The following is a 19,372-nucleotide window of genomic DNA, read 5'->3' as shown; positions in this document are numbered from 1 at the left end:
CTTTTATTCATAGTAATTCAAAGTGGTATATCCACCTTCCTTCAAATGCTGATCTTTCTGCATAAATTCCACATCAGACTGCATCATGTCTTTTACAAGATCCTGAAGATCATATTCCGGAACCCACCCAAGTTTATTTTTAGCTTTCGAAGCATCTCCAATTAAAAGATCCACTTCGGTAGGTCTGAAATATTTAGGATCTACCGCCAGGACTTCTTTTCCTATTTCTACCTGAAAATCAGGATTACTGCAGGTTTTAATATAGGCTTTTTCGTCTTTCCCTATACCCTTGAATTCAAGTTCTATCCCTACTTCCGCAAAGGCCATTCTTACAAATTCCCTTACCGGAGTGGTCTTTCCGGTAGCGATAACCCAGTCTTCGGCTTCTTCAGCCTGCAGGATCATCCACATCATTCTCACATAATCCCTGGCGTGTCCCCAGTCCCTCTGTGCATCCAGGTTACCAAGATAAAACTTATCCTGCAAGCCTAGAGCAATACGAGCTGCTGCACGTGTGATCTTTCGGGTTACAAAAGTTTCACCTCGCAAGGGAGATTCGTGGTTAAAGAGGATCCCGTTAGAGGCATACATCCCGTAAGCCTCACGATAATTAACGGTGATCCAGTAGGCATATAATTTAGCCACTCCATAGGGACTCCGTGGATAAAAAGGAGTCTTTTCGGTTTGTGGTACTTCCTGCACTTTTCCGTACAATTCGGAAGTGGAAGCCTGGTAGATCCTGGTTTTTTTCTCCAGGCCGAGTAGTCTTACAGCATCAAGTATCCTGAGAGTCCCAAGTCCGTCTGCATTGCCGGTATATTCAGGAGTTTCAAAAGACACACCTACGTGGCTCATCGCGGCCAGATTATAGATCTCATCTGGCTGGATCTCCTGGATGAGACGAATCAGGTTGGTACTATCGGTCATATCTCCATAATGCAGGATAAAATTCCTGTTTTCTTCATGCGGATCCTGGTAAAGATGGTCAACCCTGTCAGTATTGAACTGGGAAGCTCTTCGCTTTATCCCATGAACAATATAGTTTTTCTTTAGAAGGAATTCACTTAAATAAGCTCCGTCCTGACCGGTAACTCCTGTGATTAATGCTATTTTTTTACTCATTTTATTCGTGGATTTCACGGATTTTTAAATAATATTCCGAGGATTGTTCTCGATACAATCCCGATTTTCATCGGGATCACTCGAACTGACGAGTGATTATTTTTTAGCTTGTTAATTAAGAAGAAGGGATTTTTGCTTCTCTAATTGTTCATAAATTTTTTTTACTTCCTGAGAGTCTGCTTTTTGAAGCACCAGGTTAGCATCGGGCGTACATACCAGGATACTGTTCCGCAGTCCTACGAATGCTGTGTAATTATTAGAGCCGATTACCATATTCCCCATTTCATCTACCGGATGACCCTGAGCAAACAGGTAATCATATATTGCCTCAAAACTTCCCATGTCACTCCATTCGAATTCGGAAGCGACTACCTTCATCTTATCGCTTCGCTCCATCACCGCGTAATCAACACTGATCGATGGGATATCTAAAGATGCTTTTATTTCAAGTCGGCCATCCTTCGCTTCCTGCACAGCAAGCTGACTTTTTGCAAAAACCTCCGGTTCGAATTTTTGAAGTTCTTCCAGGAACACGCCCGCTTTAAAGCAGAACATTCCGCTATTCCATAAAAATCGACCTTCTTCTAGGAATCTTTTTGCAGTCTCGAGGTCTGGCTTTTCCCTGAAAGAGATCACCTCTTCCTCATCAAATTCTATATAACCAAAGCCGGTTTCGGGATGTAGGGGTTTTAATCCGAAGGTGACAATATGATCCTGCCCGGCTAATTCGATGGCTCGTTTTACTGCCTTTTCATAATCTTTTCCTTCTTTGATAATATGATCAGCCGGGGTCACGAGTAAGATATCATCGGGATTGGCTGAAAAAGCTGCAAAGGCAATCGCCGGAGCCGTATTTCTTGGAGTTGCTTCCACGATATCTTTATACTCAGATATGCCGATCTTTTGAAGACTATTCTCACTAAGTTGCCTGTTTTCACGATTTCCCACCACTATAAGGCCATCAGCAAAACAGGCGTTCCGTTGCACAGCCAGTTCAAAAAGGTTTCTGGACGTATCTTCATTTCCATTGATCTCCCTTCCGGAAGGTACATTGCTAAGGTCTTTCTTCGCGTGATTTTCGGCGCTTTCGCGCCCTGTCCCAATTTCGGTAGGTACCTTGATAAGGTCGTTCTTCGACGGATTTTGGGGCGTGTCGCGCACAGGATCACTTTCGGAAGTAAGGCGTGTATTGATCCCCAACTTCTCGATACAATTGTCGGCACTTTCGCGCTCTGTCCCGATTTCAGTAGGTACCTTGATAAGTTCGTTCTTCGACGGATTTTGAGGCGTGTCGCGCACAGGATCACTTTCGGCAGGCTCATTGATAAGTTCGTTCTTCGAGTGATTGTCGGCGCTTTCGCGCTCCGATCGGCTTTTGATTGGAGAATTTGTTTTGATCCCCGACCTCAAGGGATTTTGGGGCGTATCGCGCACAGGATCACTTTCGGAAGTAAGGTTTGTAGTGGCCCCCGACTTCTCGATACAATTGTCGGCGCTTTCGCGCTCGCCAATCACTCGAAGTCCGGAGCTGGAGAAAATATTAAGGTATTGTTTTGGCCGGGATTTACGGGAAAGGGGCCAAAGCCGACTTCCTACTCCACCGGTAAGCAAAACATGCTGTACTTTACTCATAAATTCTATTTTCTTCTGGCTGAAGCACTGAAAGAGGCTTTAGATTCCTAAAAAGTTTAATAAATAATCCTGAATAAACAATCACAATAAAACAGGGCTTCGCCGCCGTGAGTCACATGCTGTAACTCCCGTAAAAATTTTAATTCGCTAAACCTTAAGGATTTATTCCGGCCGGGCTCGGCCAGGTAGGGTCATAAGTAGGGATTCGGTTCAGGCGTATTTTTACGCGGCTAAATTATAACGAAATGTGAAAATGAGGAAACATCGAATGTTAAATTTTTAACTATTAATACTCTTAGTTTTAAATATTCCTCAATGATTACGGATTTCCGTAAAGGTTTATTCAAAGGAAAGTATAAAATGATAAGAATTTCAGGTTAAAATAATCTTAATTATCTATATAACATCCTGAATATTAGCGGTTAAAGTCCATCCTAATTCCGGAAGAATAAGTTTAAGCTGGCGCTTGCCAACTTCCTTAACAATGGCTTTTTTATTGGCAAATTTCCCGTTCTTTATGCTTAGCTCCTCGCCGAGCTGGAATTGCCCTACTTCGAGTCCCTCGATCTTGTCATTGTTCAGCCAGGTTTTGATGGTTTCAATTTCCTCTTTCCTGGCTATGGCAGGCTGCTTTTGCCAGTATAAAAAATTAAGGACGCCAGGAGCTTCAAAAACACGGTTTCGATTATTAGGAGTTGCATTTACAAATAAATAGGACTTAAAAAGAGGCAAGGTGACCTTCTTCTTCCGGTCACTCCACTGCCTGATCTCCTGGATGGTGGGACAAAAGACTTCCATCCCCAGCTCTTCCAGGATCCTGGCCGATTTTATTTCATGTTGTGGCTTGGTGCGTACTACATACCAGGGCATACTGCGACTTTAGCAAATTAATTTTTGTTCTAATTCTCGCAGTAGGGTGGCTCGTAAAGAGTGGAGAATATAGAAATACAGTGCAAAGTAACTAAAATCTATTCTTAATGGAAAATGGACAATTGATAATTGATAATTGATAATTGAAACTATGCCTTAAGCGATAAGCTATATGCGATTTTTTCGGTTATTACTTAGACAGTATACCTTAAACCTTTAAAACCTTCACTGCGAGAGAATGTAACGACCGAAGCAGTCTCCATAATCAATGGATAATTGATAATTGAAATTCAGCTATAAGGCTTTTGGAGTTCAGAGTTTTGAGTTAAAAAAATTAAGGCAGGTTATAAATATCCTGAATATTGAATCCGGAATTTTGAATCCTGAATCCCTTTAGGCGTAGTCATTTCGACAGAGCTCCGAGGATTCGGGGCGACGAGAAATCTCATGATGTATTCCAAAGGCTATTTTTAAAGATTGAAGTTCTCATTTTGAGATTTCTCACTCCGCTACGCTCCGTTTCGAAATGACAGTTGTTTCGGTCATTTCGAGCGAGCCCCGAGGATTCGGGGCGACGAGAAATCTCATGATGTATTCCAAAGGCTACTTTTAAAAAATGCAGTTCTAACCTTGAGATTTCTCACTCCGCTATGCTTCGTTTCGAAATGACAGTCTTTCCTTTAATACGTGGAGTCATTTCGAGCGAGCCCCGAGGATTCGGGGCGACGAGAAATCTCACGATGTATTCAAAAGGCTACTTAAAGATTGAGGTTCTCATTTTGAGATTTCTCACTCCACTATGCTTCGTTTCGAAATGACTGCTCGATTAATAGTAGCGGTATCAATTTCCCCTGCTACCCGAGGAATCGGGGCGACGAGAAATCTCATGATTCATTACCCGGAATTCTTTTAAACATTGCAGTTCTAACCTTGAGATTTCTCACTCCGCTACGCTGCGTTTCGAAATGAGGTCTTTCCTTTAATACTTGGAGTCATTTCGACAGAGTCCCGAGGATTCGGGGCGACGAGAAATCTCACGATGTATTCCAAAGGTTTTTTTTAAAGATTGAGGTTCTCATTTTGAGATTTCTCACTCCGCTATGCTTCGTTTCGAAATGACTGCTCGATTAATAGTAGCGGTATCAATTTCTACTGCTAACTGCTAACTAATATACAGGTATGCCGTATCTCCCCTATACTTCCTCTATATCTTCCTTATACTTTCGTTATGCTTTGCCTATCTGGGAAGTGCAGAAATCTCTCTTTACTTTACAATCTACAGTATACTTCATAAAGATTAGTTTTTACTTTGAGATTTCTCACTCCGCCACGCCTACCCAACGGCATGCAGGTTCCGTTTCGAAAAGACTCCAAAGAAGGTCCGGGACGATTTTGTATAAAGTATATTGTATAAAAGTATTTGGATTAATTCTTAAAGAATCTCTAGATTCTCTCATCATCTCATTCTCTCATCATCTCATCACCTCATCACCTCATCACCTCATCACCTCATCATCTCATCATCTCATTTTCTCATCATCTCATTTTCTCATCATCTAATATTCTAATGATCCAACCATCCAATAATCGCTTATACATATTTATTGATAATTGCTCACCCATAATTGTTCATTGAACTGGCTGTAAATCAAGCTAAGCTAAAAATCGGCTCAAGCCTCATAATTAAAGACAAAAGAGTCCTCTTTTACTATTACTTACTATTTATCCAAAACCTGATTTCCATCATATTTCATGAGGCATTCCTGCCGCAACTTTGTATAGATTTTAAAAAGCAATTAATTATGAAAGCTAATGGTAACCTTAAATTTTTACTGATTGTACTTCTTCTGGGATTTGGCACAAACCTTTCTTTGAAAGCACAATCTTATACCCTGAACCAAAAACCTTCTTATGTACTGGTGGACGGAACTTCCAACATCCATGACTGGAGCCTTGAAGCGGAAAGCTTCAGTGGAAACCTGAAAGCCGAGTTTGACGAAGGTAAACTTGAAGAACTCGAGCAACTTAATTTTACCGTTATGGCCGAAAGCCTTAAAAGCGGAAAAAGCGGGATGGACAAAAACACCTACAACGCGCTTAAAACCAATTCTTACAAAAAGATTTCGTTTCAGCTAAAAGATGTGAAAAGCATCGAAGCCTCTGGTACAGATTCTTATAAGGTAAATACTACCGGAACTCTGGAACTCGCCGGAGTGAAAAAAGAGATCAATCTTACTTTCAACCTCATGGTAAAAGGAAACGAGATAATTCTAAAAGGAAACTATAAATTAAATATGACCGATTATAATATTGAACCTCCAACAGCTATGTTCGGCACCATCTCTACCGGTGAGAACGTAACAATTAAATTCGAAACACATTTCATTAAATAAACTTCAACCTAAACATTTAAACAAAATGAAAACTATTAGTAAATATGTAACGATCGTGCTTCTAGCACTGGCAGCCCTACCTTTAGCTGCCCAAAACCAACGTGATCTTCAAAACTTTAGATATCCCGACCAACGCGGTATCGATCAATTTGAAGCGAACAAAGATACCGTAAGTACTTATGATGGCGTACATGTAAGAGTAGGTGGCGCTTCCACCATTCAGTTCCAGGATCTAAGCCACGAAAACGACCTGAATAACCTTGCAGATCTTGAAGGAAACTTTAACCTGGCAACTGCCAACCTTGACCTTGATGTTGCCCTTTATGACGGTGTGAGAATGCACTTGAGAACCTATCTTTCTTCTCAACACCATAATGAAGCCTATGTAAAAGGTGGTTATATTCAAATTGACAAGCTTGACTTTATCAGCGAAGGATTTGCTGAAGGGCTTATGGACCACTTAAGAATCAAGATTGGTCACATGGAAAACAACTATGGTGATGCCCACTTTAGAAGAACCGACAACGCGATGGCTTTATACAACCCATTTGTTGGTAACTACCTGATGGATAGCTTTACTACAGAAGTTGGTGCCGAGGTGTACTACTTTGGAGGACCCTGGTTTGCTATGGTTGGATTCACTAACAGTAAACTAAACCAGTCTACCTTAGATGTTGATACCGATCCTTCATTCCTTGCAAAAGTGGGATATGACAACCAGGCTACTGAAGGTTTGAGATTCAGACTTACAGGTTCTGTTTTCTCATCTCCTCAAAGACAAATGGGAGCACACGGTGGTACTCAATATCTTTATGCCGGTGACCGTGCAGGAACAAGATATTACAATGTAATGGAAGGTTCTTTTAGAGCCGGACGTGTAAACCCGGAATTTGGAACTGAACTTACTTCTTTCATGATCAACCCATTCCTGAAATATGGCGGACTTGAATTCTTCGGAATCTTCGAATCAGCTTCAGGATCAGACAATGTGGATTGGAACCAGTATTCAGGAGAACTTGTATACCGTTTCGGAACTGATGATGATCTTTACATTGGAGCACGTTACAATACTGCAGATGGTAAACTTGTGACCCCAACAGAAGGTACTCCTTTAATAAATGATGTTTCAGTAAACAGATTCCAGCTGGGCGCAGGATGGTTTATGACCAAAAATATCCTTGCAAAAGTTGAATATGTTAACCAGAATTATAATGATTATCCAGCCGGTAGTATCTATTCCGGAGGAAACTTCAAAGGCTTTACTCTAGAAGCTGCCATTAGTTTCTAAGTTGGTGTTGATCAGAACCTGCCGCGATAATCCTCCGGCAGGTTCCTTTCAAGCTTTGAAAATTACAACTTTTTCTGAAATATTCAGAAAACCCCAAAAAGTTCGGGTACAAATTCAAAATCTGAAGCCATGAAAACTCTCTTAACCTCAATACTCAGTGTGATTTTCTGCACCTGTATTACTGCTCAGAAAGATTTTGATAAGGCTATAGTGAAGATCTCTCCTAAAAGCGAACTTGTGATCGCGGGAAGTACCAACGTGAACAAATTCAACTGCCGATTTAATACTGAACTTATTGGCGCACCAAAAAATCTTGAGTTTACTACTGACGGAGATAACCTTTATTTTAAATCTCTGGCCTTACACCTGGAAACAAGAGGTTTTGACTGCGGACATAGAAAAATGAATGATGATCTTTGGGATCTCCTGCAGGCGCAGAAATATCCTGAAATTGTCATTTCTGTCAATCGAATCAAAATTATATCTGAAAGTTATGCCAAAGCCTACATTACTGTACAAATGGCCGGCCAGAGCAACAAATACAGTCTTCCGGTCAAAATTGACGGAAAGACCTACAGCGGAAGGTTTGAAATGAACATTCGTGATTTTGGTCTTGAACCTCCTGTAAAAGCACTTGGCCTGATTGAGGTTAACGAGATGATAGAGGTTAATTTTAACCTTCAAACGCTCGTAGACATTTTATAATACCCCATAAAATTTTTTAATCTCCTTGTAGTCTTTATTTTTAAGACTTGAGGAGATTTTTAATTTAAAAGGGATCTGCAATAATCTTATACAGGATTCAGCATAGCATAATTTTTTTCTGAAAAAGAACTAAAATGAGAGATTTTAAAGTAGTATCACCTGCCGAAGCGGTGAGTGAAGTGAAATCTGGAGACAGGGTTTTCTTCCAGGGAGCGGCCATGACGCCCAACAACCTCATCCAAGCATTATGTGAAAGATACCGGGAACTTGAAAATGTCGAGATCATCCAGATACATACCGAAGGTTCTGCCACCTACACTATTCCGCCTTACAATAAAGCCTTTAAGGTAAACAGCTGTTTTGTAAGCAGCAACGTGAGAAAAGCGGTCAACTCGGTTAACGGCGCTTATATCCCGATTTTTCTCAGCGAGGTTCATCAGCTTTTTCGTAGAAATATCCTTCCCTTAGATTGTGCTTTTATACAGGTCTCTCCACCTGATAAACACGGATTTTGTTCTTTGGGAGTTTCAGTAGATATTACCATTCCCGCCATTCAGAATGCTAAAAAGATCATCGCACAGATCAATCCGCAAGTGCCAAGAACGCATGGTGATGGTATCATCCACATCAGCAAGATCGATGCGGCGATGGAAGTAAACCTGCCAATCCTTTCAGCACCTGTTTCCGAACCATCCGAAATTGAAAAAAAGATTGGTAAACATGTGGCTGAGCTCGTGGAAGACGGCGCCACCCTTCAAATGGGAATTGGCGGTATCCCAAATGTGGTGCTTGAAAACCTTATAAACCATAAACGTTTGGGGATACACACCGAAATGTTTTCAGATGGTGTGCTTCCACTCATAGAAAAGGGAGTGATCACCGGCGAGGAAAAAGAAATAAAAACAGGCAAACTGGTGACCTGTTTCGCCGTGGGTTCTCCTAAACTCTACAATTTTATAGATGATAATCCGCTGGTGCATTTCAAAGAAGCCGCATATACCAACGATACCTCGATCATTAGGCAAAATCCTAAAGTCACTGCGATCAATTCAGCAATTGAAATAGATCTCACGGGACAGGTTTGTGCCGATACTATTGGAAAATTGCAGTATAGCGGCGTGGGCGGACAAATGGATTTCATTCGCGGAGCTTCCCTTTCAGAAGGCGGAAAAGCCATTATCGCCCTGCCTTCAGTCACCGCAAACGGGATCTCGAAAATCGTTCCCTATCTTAAAGAAGGAGCCGGAGTTACCACCACCAGGGCTCACGTGCATTATATCGCCACCGAATATGGCGTCGTGGATCTCTTCGGAAAAAATATGAAGCAAAGAGCGAAAGCCCTGATTTCCATTGCGCATCCCGATCATCGCGAAGAGCTATCAAAACAAACTTTTGAAAGACTGAATATTTGATTCAAAATTCTATTAAAGCTGATTTTTATCATATTTCATAAGCAATGCCGAGTGTACTTTTACACCAGTATTTACAGCGTTTGATACCGCCGTTTTTGCAAACTTTATTTCGTTTTCGAATAATTTGATGATAAGCCAGGTGATAAGCAATATGAGTATCACCAATAAACTCTGGTCCTTCTACAGGTTAAGGGGAAATAACTGGACCAGCTAAATTGCCTTTTTGGATTCTTCCGGAAAGGCAGTTTTTTTAGAGAGTGAAGAAGTGAAGTAGTGAAGAAGTGATGTAGTGATCTGGTGATGGAGCCGGCTTTGAAGCAATCCATTAAAAATGAATAAGGTTAAAGGAATAAAGACTAATAGTAATATTTTAAGTAGTCCTTCAAACTAATAGAAACTGGAATTAGCAAGTGTCAGCCTTTAGATTACTGGATTTCTGGATTTTTAGATTGTTGGACTGTTCGTTCTAAAAATAATTTGACTCCCTTCTAACGACTAACTACTCAATACTCAATACTATTATGGATCAATCTCAAAAGTTGGGTCTAAAGTGAAAAAGAAGTTTCTTTGCAGATAAATTTCCGCATGAACAAAGAGACTGATCTATCCCTACTAAAGCTATTCCTTCCTGAAGGATTGCTAATGTTTTTTAATGTTGTTGGATTTGATAAAAAGCCAATTAAAGATCCTCTATATGTTAATCGCCTTACCATTTATTTGGAAGAGAAAAAGGAAATACCTGAAACTTATAAAAATCACCATTACAAAGCTAGTGGCTTTATGGAGCCCCGGATAATTGATGATTATCCGATTCGGGACAATTTGGTGAGTCTAAGCTTGAAGCGAAGACGCTGGGATGTTCTAGTAGATGGGAAGTGGATCAAAGTAAACCGCAGTTGGGGAGATTTTATTGCACAGGGTACTCGTCTTTCAAAAGAGTTCGCTGATTTTTTAAAAGAAGGCGACCGATAATACACCTCTTAGCAGTAACCAAGTCGGCGGATTCTTCGGAGTTTCAGGTAAAAAGCTCCAACGTCAGTACAAAAATCACCTAAGCAAGTACCAAGAATGGGAGCAAAAATCTCACGCCAGGGATTGGCTCCTATACCCTCAGAACATGGGGCCTTTTCTTTCTATTGACGAGACTGCTTTATCTCAGGGGGAACTCTATACGATAATCACCAATAAAGCAGCTAAGGGAAAGAAAGGAGCTTTGGTAGGCATCTTCAAAGGAACCCGTGCAGAGCCAATTATTGACAGGCTCCTTAAACTTCCATCCTCTATCCGGAATAAAGTTCAGGAGATAACCCTGGACATGGCTCATTCCATGAAACACATCGCAAAGGTCTGTTTCCCTAAAGCTATCCAGGTAACAGATCGATTCCACGTCCAGAAACTTGCCATAGAAGCATTGCAAGAACTTCGGATTAAATACCGGTGGGAAGCCATTGACCAGGAGAATGAGCAGATAAAGCAAGCAAAGGGTACAGGTAAAGGCTTTCTACCAAAACTACTTCCCAACGGAGATAGCAGAAAGCAACTCTTAGCCAGAAGCCGATATTTACTCTACAAATCAACAGACAAGTGGACCAATAGTCAAAAAGAAAGAGCTGCTATTTTATTTATCCAATATCCTGAAATAGAGAAAGCTTACAAGCTAGTAAACAACCTCAGGAATATCTTCAATCAAAAAAAAGACAAAGGGGTAGCCTTTACAAAACTAGCTCATTGGTACAAAGAAGTAGAAGAGTCTGGTTTTAAAAGTTTCAATACGGTCGCAAATAGCATCTATCTAAATTACCACTCCATCCTAAACTATTTTACAAACCGCAGCACCAACGCCTCTGCAGAATCATTTAATGCCAAAATCAAAGCTTTTAGAGCACAATTAAGAGGAGTAAGAAAGACAGATTTCTTCTAATATCGGCTTGAAAAACTATTTGCTTAAAAAGTCAAAACCCAGAAAATGTTCTTGATCCACTATTATTCCAAAATTCCCGAAATAAAAAAGCCCGAACTTTCGTTCAGGCTTTCTGCACTTTGTTGGCCTACTAGGGCTTCCTTCGACTGGCTCAGGATAAACTTCTCGCCCTAACGATTTTGTGTAAAACAAAACCCCGAACTCTCGTTCGGGGTTTTTCATTTCAGTTGGCCTACTAGGGCTCGAACCTAGACTCTTCTGGACCAAAACCAGACGTGTTGCCAGTTACACCATAGGCCAATGCTTAAATGCGGATGCAAATTTAAAACAAAGTTTATTCTACACAAACTTTTTCTATAGATTTTGAATAATTTTTAGCTCTTAAAAACCCGCTTCTTCATTTTCTGAATTTTTAAAAATAAATCCTTTTCTATTCCGTTTGTAACGCGTTCAGCATTTTATTATTAAATTCGCCACTCTAGTGGAATTTCTAATCTATGACCGATTTTAATTTTAGCAGGTGGAACAAAATACTGGGATGGCTGGTATTTGTTATCGCACTGACTACCTATACTCTTACCCTCGAACCAACGGCAAGCTTTTGGGATGCCGGAGAATATATAGCCACCTCGGCAAATCTTGAAGTAGGACATCCTCCGGGAGCTCCGCTATATCAAATGCTCGGAGCCTTTTTCTCAACCTTTGCACCCAACAAGGGTGAGATCGCACATATGATCAATTTCATGAGTGGCCTGGCCAGTGCCTTTGCGATTTTATTTATGTTCTGGTCGATCACCCTGTTGGTCAGGAAGATGACCGGTCCGGCAGAAAAACTGAGTCCGGGAAAAAAAATGGCCGTTCTGGGAAGCGCCCTTGTTGGATCACTGGCTTTTACTTTTACCGATAGTTTCTGGTTCAATGCCGTGGAAGCCGAAGTATATGCCTCGGCAACCTGTTTGATGGCGATCTGTTTTTACCTGGGACTGCTATGGGAACGGGATATGTTCAAGCCTCGCGGCAACAGGTGGATAATTTTGATATCCTTCATTATAGGACTTTCTTTCGGGGTGCATTTTATGGTTTTGCTGACCCTTCCTGCCATCGGTTTTCTGTATTTCTTTAAAAACTATAAAAAAGTCACGGTTAAGAATTTTATAGTGGCCAATATTGTGGTGGTCGCGGTTTTAATGTTCATTTTTAAACTGCTCCTTCCCTACACGCTTACCTTTTTTGCGGCTTCAGAACTTTTCTTCACCAATAGCCTTGGAATGCCTTTTAACACGGGCACCATTGTTGCCCTACTGGTGATCATTGCCATTTTCTATTTCGGAATAAACTATACCCGAAAACATAATTATTACAAGTACAACACGCTGCTGCTTTGCATTCTGTTCGTTCTTATAGGTTTCTCCAGCTGGACAATGCTTCCTATTAGAAGTAATGCCCCCACGATCATCAATGAGAACAGTCCTGATAATGCAAGGGAACTCCTGGCTTATTACAACCGTGAACAGTACGGTGAAACGCACCTGTTTTATGGCCCGCAATGGACGGAAATGTATTCGGGACTGGACCCTGATAATCCATATTTGGATGCAAAACCTAATTATGAAAAGAATAAAGAATTAGGAAAATATGTGATCATCAATGATTATAAAAATGCACGGCAAAATCTGGATGATCGTCATAAAGCTATCCTTCCGCGTATGTGGAGTACCGAGCATGCGGTGAATTATATGAAATTTACCGGTCCGCTGGATTTTAAGATTAAACCCGAATATCAGGATGAACAACGGCTGGTGCAGGCGGTAAATCAATTTAAACAGCAGTTTGCGCGGGGAGAAAGAGACTTGTCCGACTACCATAATTTTCTCAGACAATTCAGCGATTACCTCATTGTTGAAAAACCCAGTTTCGCCGATAATATTTCCTACTTGCTCGAATACCAGATAGGTTATATGTACTGGCGTTATTTTCTATGGAATTTTGTGGGCCGCCAGGACGATATCCAGGGTAAATATGGCGATTTGCACGGAAACTGGCTCAGCGGCATTAAGTTTATAGACGAAATGCACCTTGGTTCACAGGAAGATCTGACTTCAGATATGCTGAATAACAAAGCCAGAAACACCTATTATTTCCTTCCGCTGATATTAGGCCTTATTGGATTTGTTTTTCATCTGAAAAGGGACCGGAAGAATTTCTGGGTCCTGCTCGTATTCTTCCTGTTTACGGGAATCGCGTTGAAAATTTATCTGAATGAACGCCCCTTTGAACCGCGGGAAAGAGATTACGCATTAGTGGGATCTTTTTACGTGTTCGCCATCTGGATCGGGATGGGTGTATATGCGCTTTTTGACAAATTAAAGGCCTACCTGAAACCCAAAATACTTGCCCCCGCAATAACAGTAGTTTGCCTGCTTTGTGTGCCGATATTGATGGCTTCGGAAAATTGGGACGATCACGATCGCTCCAATCGCGATACCGCTTTTACCATGGCTAAAATGTACCTCGATTCGGTTGATAAGAACGGGATCATTTTTACCATTGGCGATAATGACACTTTTGCACTCTGGTACGTCCAACAGGTAGAAAAATATCGTACCGATGTACGTATTATTAATACCAGCCTTCTGGCAACCGACTGGTATATTGATCAGATGAAAAGGCAGGCTTTTGAAAGCGAGCCCGTTCCCTCTCAATTATCTGCAGATTTCTATCATGGTAAGAATGATGCTATTTTCCTTAAGGAGATTACCACTGATACGATTCCTATCAATACCTGGCTGAATTATATTCAAAATGATGATCCTCGTACCAAAGCCGAGCTGCAAAGCGGTTCCATGATCAACACATATCCTTCACGTCACGTTCGCATTCCCGTGGATAAAGAGACCGTTCTTGAGAATGGAATTGTTGCGCCAAAAAATGCCGATAAAATTGTAGACCATATAGATATTACGATAGATGGCCAGGTGCTTTATAAAAACCGTTTGCTAATGCTGGATATCATTGCCAACAACCACTGGAAACGACCTATATATTTTACAGGCGGAAGTTTTGGCGATGAAGATTACCTGTGGATGAAAGATTATTTGCAGCTCGACGGAATGGCCTATGAACTGGTTCCCATAAAAACACCGGTAGACAAAAGAAATCCTTTTGATATGGGTCGTATTGATGCTGAAAAAATGTACAATATTGTAAAAAACTGGGACTGGGGAAATATGGGATCTTCAGAAATCTATCACGACCCGGAAACCCGTAAGAATTCCATTACCTATCGCAGTAACCTGGCTAGGCTCACTGAAAAACTTATCAGTGAGGGAGACACCTTAAAAGCAAAAGAAATTCTGGATATGGGAATGAAGCAGATGCCGGTTGAATATTATGAATATTACACCCTGCTGGAACCTTTTATTCGGGGCTATTACGAAATAAATGAAGACAAAAAAGCCCTGGATCTTTGGGAGAAAGTTGCTAAAAAATATCAGGAAAACCTCGAATTCTACAGCAATTGGGATGCTGAAAGGCAATACAGCTATGCTGATGAGATCATTACCGACATGGAAAGATATCGAGGATTAATCGATATGCTGGCACAATATGAAGATCGTGAAACGGTAGAGAAAAAAGCCGAAAAATTCAACAGCTATCTGAAGTTGTTCCGAAATTTCTATCGGGAAGATGAAGATTATGAAACAAAAGCTCCTGAACAGGAATTAATGAAAGGCCTGGATGTTGGCACGGGAATTGACACTTTATCAATAGATTCTGTTGACCAGTAATTAAAAAAAGGATTTTTGTTATATGAAACTTTTCCGGGCGAAATACCCGTCTATTCTTAGACTTCTGTATCCGCACAGGGTTTCAAAAATTTCTTCAGAGAATTCTATATATCTCACTTTTGATGATGGCCCGGTACCGGAAGTCACTCCCTGGGTTCTGGATCTGCTGGCAAAATATGATGCGAAAGCTACTTTTTTCTGCATTGGCGATAATGTAAAAAAACATCCGGATGTTTTCCGGGAAGTTTTGGCTAATGGACACGTCGTGGGCAATCATACCTTCAACCATATCAAGGGCTGGAAAACCAGCGATTCAGACTATATAGAAAATACGCTCAAAGCCGAAAATCTCATCAATCAACTAGTCTATGAGGAAAAGAGAAAAAAAACTCTTAACTCTGAACTCTTAACTCTGAACTCGAAAAGTCGAAGGGCAAACTCCGAACTCCGAACTCCCAACCTGGAAAGTCGAAGGGCAAACTCTGAACACTACAGTTGTCACCCTGAGCGGAGTCGAAGGGCTGAACTCCTAACACCGAACTATAAGCTATTCCGCCCTCCCTACGGCCGTATCAAAAATTCACAGGCCTCGAAACTGGTAAAAAAGGGTTTTAAAATTGTGATGTGGGATGTGGTTAGCGGTGATTATGAACCGGAATTTTCGGCTTCACAATGTTTCGATAATGTGGTGGATAACGCCGAAGCAGGAAGTACGATCGTTTTTCACGATAGCGAAAAGGCATTTCCGAACCTTCAAAAGATCCTGCCCGATATTTTAAAATATTATTCTGAAAAAGGCTATCAGTTTCGCAGTCTTAGAGATGTTCTTTAAGCAATCCGATGAGGGTATTGGCATCCTGCTCACCGCTATGCCGCCATTTCATTTCACCCGATTTGTAGATCATCAGGGTTGGCAGACCTTTAACTCGAAGCGCTTCGGCCAGCTGCGAATTCTTATCAACATCTATCTTGATCACCTTGGCCTTATCGCCCATAGCCGCCGCTACATCGCGAAGCACCGGATGCATGGCTTTGGAAGCATCATTCCATTCAGTGTAGAAATCCAGGAGTACCGGGATGTCAAGGTCTACTAATTCACCAAATTTTGACATAACTCACGAATTAATTTTCAGGCCTTAAAGAGAACGCTTTTCACCTGCTAAATCAAATATAATAATTTCTTGCAATTATGCGGGTTTTGGGCCTTTTTTCAGTTCAATAACACTTATTTCAGGCCAGATACCCACACGCCCCGGATATGCGAGAAAACCAAAGCCCCTGTTCACATTGATAAACCTACCGGCTTCTTCATAGATCCCGGCCCACTGTTTATAACGGTATTGAATGGGACTCCATTTGAACCAGCCGGGAATCTCGATGCCGAATTGCATTCCGTGCGTGTGCCCGCTAAGGGTAAGATGGTATTTTTTATCAAAGCTTTTTACCTCTTCATTCCAGTGAGACGGATCGTGGCTCAGCAAGATTTTGAATTCCTCGTCTTTTACATTTTCACCGGCTTTTTTAAGATCGCCGGCTTTTTTGAATCCGCCTGCGCCCCAGTTTTCAACTCCTACAAGTGCAATTCTCTCACCTTCTTTTTCAATGTACCGATGCTCGTTCAGCAACAGGTCCCAGCCCATTTCGGCATGCGTCTGCTTAAGCCTTTTTAGATTCTCCCTTTTCGCTTCAGCACTCGGCCAGTCATGATAATCCCCATAATCATGATTTCCAAGGATAGAATACACGCCGTGCCTGGCTTTCAAATCTGAAAACATATGCTTCCAATCTTCCATTTCAGAAGCCATATTGTTCACCAGGTCCCCGGTAAAAAAGATCACATCGCTTTGCTGCTCCTGAATGAGATTTACTCCATATTTGATCTTTTCCTTATGATCGAAACTTCCGCTGTGAATATCGCTGATCTGCGTGATTCTATAGCCATCGAAGGCATCTGGCAGATCGTCAAAATGAAGCGTATATTTCAGCACCCTGAAATTATATCGGCCTTTGAACATTCCGTATAGGAATCCCGCAAACGGAATCGCCGCGATGCCCAGAGCCAGCGTGCTGATGAATTTTCTTCGTGAAGGAACACTGAAATTATCGGAAGAACCAAAAAAATTCTGAATACCGGCGAGCGGAAGACGCACCACATCTTCCCCGAGCATCATTACTGAAACCACAATTTTTGAAACAAAGAAGGCGAGGAATATTCCGATCGCATATCCTCTTCCGCCTGAAAAAGTCCCGCTGGGAGCGGGTTGATTGAACTGGTAGATCAGGTTCCCAACAACAATAACCGATAGAAGGAAATAAATCGCGGCTACGACCCAGTTCCTGGAAAAGCTTCTGACCGCCTGATAACTATAAATATCCACAATAAGATAAAGGGCAACTAAAATGATCCAGCGCATGTAAAGCAATTTTTTAACGAAGATAAGAGTTTGAAAATTAGGGCTCCTAACTTACTTAAGCTTTTGTATCATTTCCCTGATGATCCTTACATCGCTGATCGCTTTGTGATCTTCTTTCAGAAATTTTTCTGAATTCATCGAGATCTTCGGAAGCTGCGGCAGTGTTTTATAAAAAATCGTTCCCGAAAAATGTATCTCCTCAAATCCGGCATTTTTAAACGATTCTATATTTTCTGAATTCACACCGCCGCCGGGCATGATCTTACAGGAATCTGAAACTTTCAAAAGCTGTTTCAGCAAATCAATACCTTCTATGGCTTTTGGCTGCTGACCGGAAGTTAGTAAATGATCAGCCCCCAAATCCTGGATGATTTTAAAGCTTTCGAGAGGATCTTTCAACCAGTCGAAAGCCCGGTGAAATGTGAAATGCATACCTTCCGAAGTCTTTATTAAGGTGGACGTCTTCTGTTTATCAAGGCTAAAATCAGGTTTTAAGGCGCCGGAAACAATTCCTTTTACACCTATGCTTTTACAGAATTCTATATCCTTCAGCATCACCCGAAATTCTGCCTCAGAATAGCTAAAATCACCACTACGAGGCCTGATAAGCACATGAACCGGAATTGTAACTTCTTCCATCACCTGCTGAAGAAGACCATAGGAAGGAGTGATCCCGCCCACTCCCAGTTCAGAACATAATTCAATGCGATCGGCTCCGGCTTTTTCAGCGTTTATAGCCGATTCCAGAGAATTTGCACAAACTTCTACAAGCATTTTTGTTATATTTAATTTTCAACAATTTCTCAGTACTAAAATACTATAACTTCTTTGGGCAAGAGCCAAATATTATGAAACGACGAAATTTTATTAAAACTGCAGGCGCCGCAGGGCTTGGCATCACTGCCGCTTCAAGGATCATGGCTAATCCGTTATTCAAACCTTCTTATATGACAAAAAATTATCCGGTGGCAGTGGCTACATGGAACTTTCAAAACGCCACCAGAAAAGCAGGCGAACTTTTATACCAGGGAACTTCAGCTCTCGATGCAGTGGAACAGGGCGTTCGGGTGGAAGAATCAAATCTTAAAAATACCACCGTTGGCGATGGCGGCGCGCCCGATCGCGATGGGAATGTCACCCTGGACGCATGTATCATGAATCCTGAAGGAAACGCCGGTTCTGTGGCTTACCTGAAACACATTGCGCATCCGGTATCGGTGGCCCGAAAGGTCATGGAAGAGACCCCGCATGTGATGCTCGTGGGTGAAGGTGCATTGCAGTTTGCACTTCAGAACGGATTTGAGAAGAAAGACCTGCTCACAAAAGAATCTGAAAAAGCCTGGAAAGAGTGGTTAAAAGAAAAAGAGTATAAACCCATTATCAATATCGAAAACCATGATACCATTGGCATGCTTTGTCTCGATGAGAACGGCGATATGGCCGGAGCCTGTACAACCTCGGGACTTGCCTATAAAATGAACGGCCGCGTTGGAGATTCACCAATTATCGGGGCAGGCCTGTTTGTTGACAATGAAATTGGCGGGGCCACTGCCACGGGGATGGGTGAAGCAGTGATGAAAAGTGTGGGTTCTTTTCTTGTGGTAGAACTTATGCGGCAGGGAAAATCACCTCAGCAGGCCTGCGAGGAAGCCGTAAAAAGGATCGTTGGCAAGAATTCAAATTACAATGATTTCCAGGTTGGTTTTATCGCGATGAACAAGCAGGGAGATATTGGCTCGTATTGTATTCATGGCGGCTTTAGCTATGCGAAATATTATAAAGGGGAAAGTACCAACACCAAAAGTGATTCTTTCCTGAGGGATTAAA

14 protein-coding genes, 1 tRNA gene and 2 pseudogenes are annotated in these 19,372 nt (G+C 41.6%); 9 read left to right on the top strand and 8 right to left on the bottom strand.

The features are described from left to right. Nucleotides 1-3: 3 nt before the first annotated feature. The 4 genes and pseudogenes from gmd to C7S20_RS08295 form a co-directional block, all read right to left on the bottom strand. Nucleotides 4-1,122, bottom strand: a complete 1,119-nt coding sequence (gene gmd, locus C7S20_RS08310; RefSeq protein WP_107012045.1) for a GDP-mannose 4,6-dehydratase — start codon at nucleotides 1,120-1,122, stop codon at nucleotides 4-6. A gap of 111 nt (nucleotides 1,123-1,233) precedes the next feature. Further along, nucleotides 1,234-2,070 (bottom strand): mannose-1-phosphate guanylyltransferase, encoded by an 837-nt coding sequence (locus tag C7S20_RS08305; protein WP_227009155.1) that lies wholly within the window; start codon nucleotides 2,068-2,070, stop codon nucleotides 1,234-1,236. A 570-nt stretch (nucleotides 2,071-2,640) separates the two neighbouring features. Further along, nucleotides 2,641-2,754 (bottom strand): annotated as a pseudogene (locus tag C7S20_RS08300) (sugar phosphate nucleotidyltransferase); the annotation flags it as partial. Between the two features lie 396 nt (nucleotides 2,755-3,150). After that, complete coding sequence (locus C7S20_RS08295) at nucleotides 3,151-3,624, bottom strand: UpxY family transcription antiterminator (protein ID WP_107012044.1); 474 nt, start codon at nucleotides 3,622-3,624, stop codon at nucleotides 3,151-3,153. A 1,802-nt stretch (nucleotides 3,625-5,426) separates the two neighbouring features. Here C7S20_RS08295 and C7S20_RS08290 point away from each other — a divergent pair. The 6 genes and pseudogenes from C7S20_RS08290 to C7S20_RS19750 form a co-directional block, all read left to right on the top strand. Next, complete coding sequence (locus tag C7S20_RS08290; RefSeq protein ID WP_107014152.1) at nucleotides 5,427-6,017, top strand: YceI family protein; 591 nt, start codon at nucleotides 5,427-5,429, stop codon at nucleotides 6,015-6,017. Nucleotides 6,018-6,042: 25 nt separating this feature from the next. Then, nucleotides 6,043-7,305: a hypothetical protein gene (locus C7S20_RS08285; protein ID WP_107012043.1), complete on the top strand. Its 1,263-nt coding sequence runs from the start codon at nucleotides 6,043-6,045 to the stop codon at nucleotides 7,303-7,305. A gap of 129 nt (nucleotides 7,306-7,434) precedes the next feature. Beyond that, nucleotides 7,435-8,010 carry a YceI family protein gene (locus tag C7S20_RS08280; RefSeq protein ID WP_107012042.1) on the top strand — a complete coding sequence of 192 codons (576 nt, stop codon included), beginning with the start codon at nucleotides 7,435-7,437 and terminating at the stop codon, nucleotides 8,008-8,010. A gap of 134 nt (nucleotides 8,011-8,144) precedes the next feature. Next, complete coding sequence (locus C7S20_RS08275) at nucleotides 8,145-9,422, top strand: acetyl-CoA hydrolase/transferase family protein (protein WP_107012041.1); 1,278 nt, start codon at nucleotides 8,145-8,147, stop codon at nucleotides 9,420-9,422. Between the two features lie 585 nt (nucleotides 9,423-10,007). Next, nucleotides 10,008-10,394, top strand: coding sequence for an ISAon1 family transposase N-terminal region protein (locus tag C7S20_RS19755; protein WP_227009133.1), 387 nt, complete (start codon nucleotides 10,008-10,010; stop codon nucleotides 10,392-10,394). 55 nt (nucleotides 10,395-10,449) lie between these two features. Then, nucleotides 10,450-11,343 (top strand): annotated as a pseudogene (locus C7S20_RS19750) (ISAon1 family transposase); the annotation flags it as partial. A 227-nt stretch (nucleotides 11,344-11,570) separates the two neighbouring features. Here C7S20_RS19750 and C7S20_RS08265 read toward each other — a convergent pair. Next, nucleotides 11,571-11,643: transfer RNA gene (locus C7S20_RS08265), tRNA-Gln, on the bottom strand. 197 nt (nucleotides 11,644-11,840) lie between these two features. Here C7S20_RS08265 and C7S20_RS08260 point away from each other — a divergent pair. After that, nucleotides 11,841-15,131: a glycosyltransferase family 117 protein gene (locus C7S20_RS08260; protein WP_107012040.1), complete on the top strand. Its 3,291-nt coding sequence runs from the start codon at nucleotides 11,841-11,843 to the stop codon at nucleotides 15,129-15,131. A gap of 22 nt (nucleotides 15,132-15,153) precedes the next feature. Continuing rightward, entirely contained in the window at nucleotides 15,154-15,963 is an 810-nt protein-coding gene (locus C7S20_RS08255) for a polysaccharide deacetylase family protein (RefSeq protein WP_107012039.1), read from the top strand. On the opposite strand, the gene C7S20_RS08250 is transcribed toward C7S20_RS08255, so the two are convergent. The 3 genes from C7S20_RS08250 to C7S20_RS08240 form a co-directional block, all read right to left on the bottom strand. Further along, nucleotides 15,947-16,243 carry a thioredoxin family protein gene (locus tag C7S20_RS08250; protein WP_107012038.1) on the bottom strand — a complete coding sequence of 99 codons (297 nt, stop codon included), beginning with the start codon at nucleotides 16,241-16,243 and terminating at the stop codon, nucleotides 15,947-15,949. The two genes, C7S20_RS08255 and C7S20_RS08250, sit on opposite strands and share 17 nt — an antisense overlap. 75 nt (nucleotides 16,244-16,318) lie before the next feature. Then, nucleotides 16,319-17,545, bottom strand: coding sequence for a metallophosphoesterase (locus tag C7S20_RS08245; protein ID WP_107012037.1), 1,227 nt, complete (start codon nucleotides 17,543-17,545; stop codon nucleotides 16,319-16,321). Nucleotides 17,546-17,596: 51 nt separating this feature from the next. Continuing rightward, the gene (locus C7S20_RS08240; protein WP_107012036.1) at nucleotides 17,597-18,319 is read right to left on the bottom strand and encodes a copper homeostasis protein CutC; all 723 of its coding nucleotides are present in this window, start codon (nucleotides 18,317-18,319) and stop codon (nucleotides 17,597-17,599) included. A gap of 74 nt (nucleotides 18,320-18,393) precedes the next feature. Between C7S20_RS08240 and C7S20_RS08235 the strand changes: the two genes are divergently transcribed. Then, complete coding sequence (locus C7S20_RS08235) at nucleotides 18,394-19,371, top strand: isoaspartyl peptidase/L-asparaginase family protein (RefSeq protein ID WP_107012035.1); 978 nt, start codon at nucleotides 18,394-18,396, stop codon at nucleotides 19,369-19,371. Nucleotide 19,372 lies beyond the last annotated feature (1 nt).

The organism is Christiangramia fulva (assembly GCF_003024155.1).
GTDB lineage: Bacteria > Bacteroidota > Bacteroidia > Flavobacteriales > Flavobacteriaceae > Christiangramia > Christiangramia fulva.
The sequence above is the reverse complement of the archived record's forward strand: the minus strand, read 5'-3'. Positions and strand labels throughout refer to the sequence as shown.

Coding starts and splice junctions, on each gene's coding strand:
- gmd (WP_107012045.1), bottom strand. CDS start 1,122: ATGAGTAAAAAAATAGCATTAATCACAGGAGTTACCGGTCAGGACGGA.
- C7S20_RS08295 (WP_107012044.1), bottom strand. CDS start 3,624: ATGCCCTGGTATGTAGTACGCACCAAGCCACAACATGAAATAAAATCG.
- C7S20_RS08290 (WP_107014152.1), top strand. CDS start 5,427: ATGAAAGCTAATGGTAACCTTAAATTTTTACTGATTGTACTTCTTCTG.
- C7S20_RS08285 (WP_107012043.1), top strand. CDS start 6,043: ATGAAAACTATTAGTAAATATGTAACGATCGTGCTTCTAGCACTGGCA.
- C7S20_RS08280 (WP_107012042.1), top strand. CDS start 7,435: ATGAAAACTCTCTTAACCTCAATACTCAGTGTGATTTTCTGCACCTGT.
- C7S20_RS08275 (WP_107012041.1), top strand. CDS start 8,145: ATGAGAGATTTTAAAGTAGTATCACCTGCCGAAGCGGTGAGTGAAGTG.
- C7S20_RS19755 (WP_227009133.1), top strand. CDS start 10,008: ATGAACAAAGAGACTGATCTATCCCTACTAAAGCTATTCCTTCCTGAA.
- C7S20_RS08260 (WP_107012040.1), top strand. CDS start 11,841: ATGACCGATTTTAATTTTAGCAGGTGGAACAAAATACTGGGATGGCTG.
- C7S20_RS08255 (WP_107012039.1), top strand. CDS start 15,154: ATGAAACTTTTCCGGGCGAAATACCCGTCTATTCTTAGACTTCTGTAT.
- C7S20_RS08250 (WP_107012038.1), bottom strand. CDS start 16,243: ATGTCAAAATTTGGTGAATTAGTAGACCTTGACATCCCGGTACTCCTG.
- C7S20_RS08245 (WP_107012037.1), bottom strand. CDS start 17,545: ATGCGCTGGATCATTTTAGTTGCCCTTTATCTTATTGTGGATATTTAT.
- C7S20_RS08240 (WP_107012036.1), bottom strand. CDS start 18,319: ATGCTTGTAGAAGTTTGTGCAAATTCTCTGGAATCGGCTATAAACGCT.
- C7S20_RS08235 (WP_107012035.1), top strand. CDS start 18,394: ATGAAACGACGAAATTTTATTAAAACTGCAGGCGCCGCAGGGCTTGGC.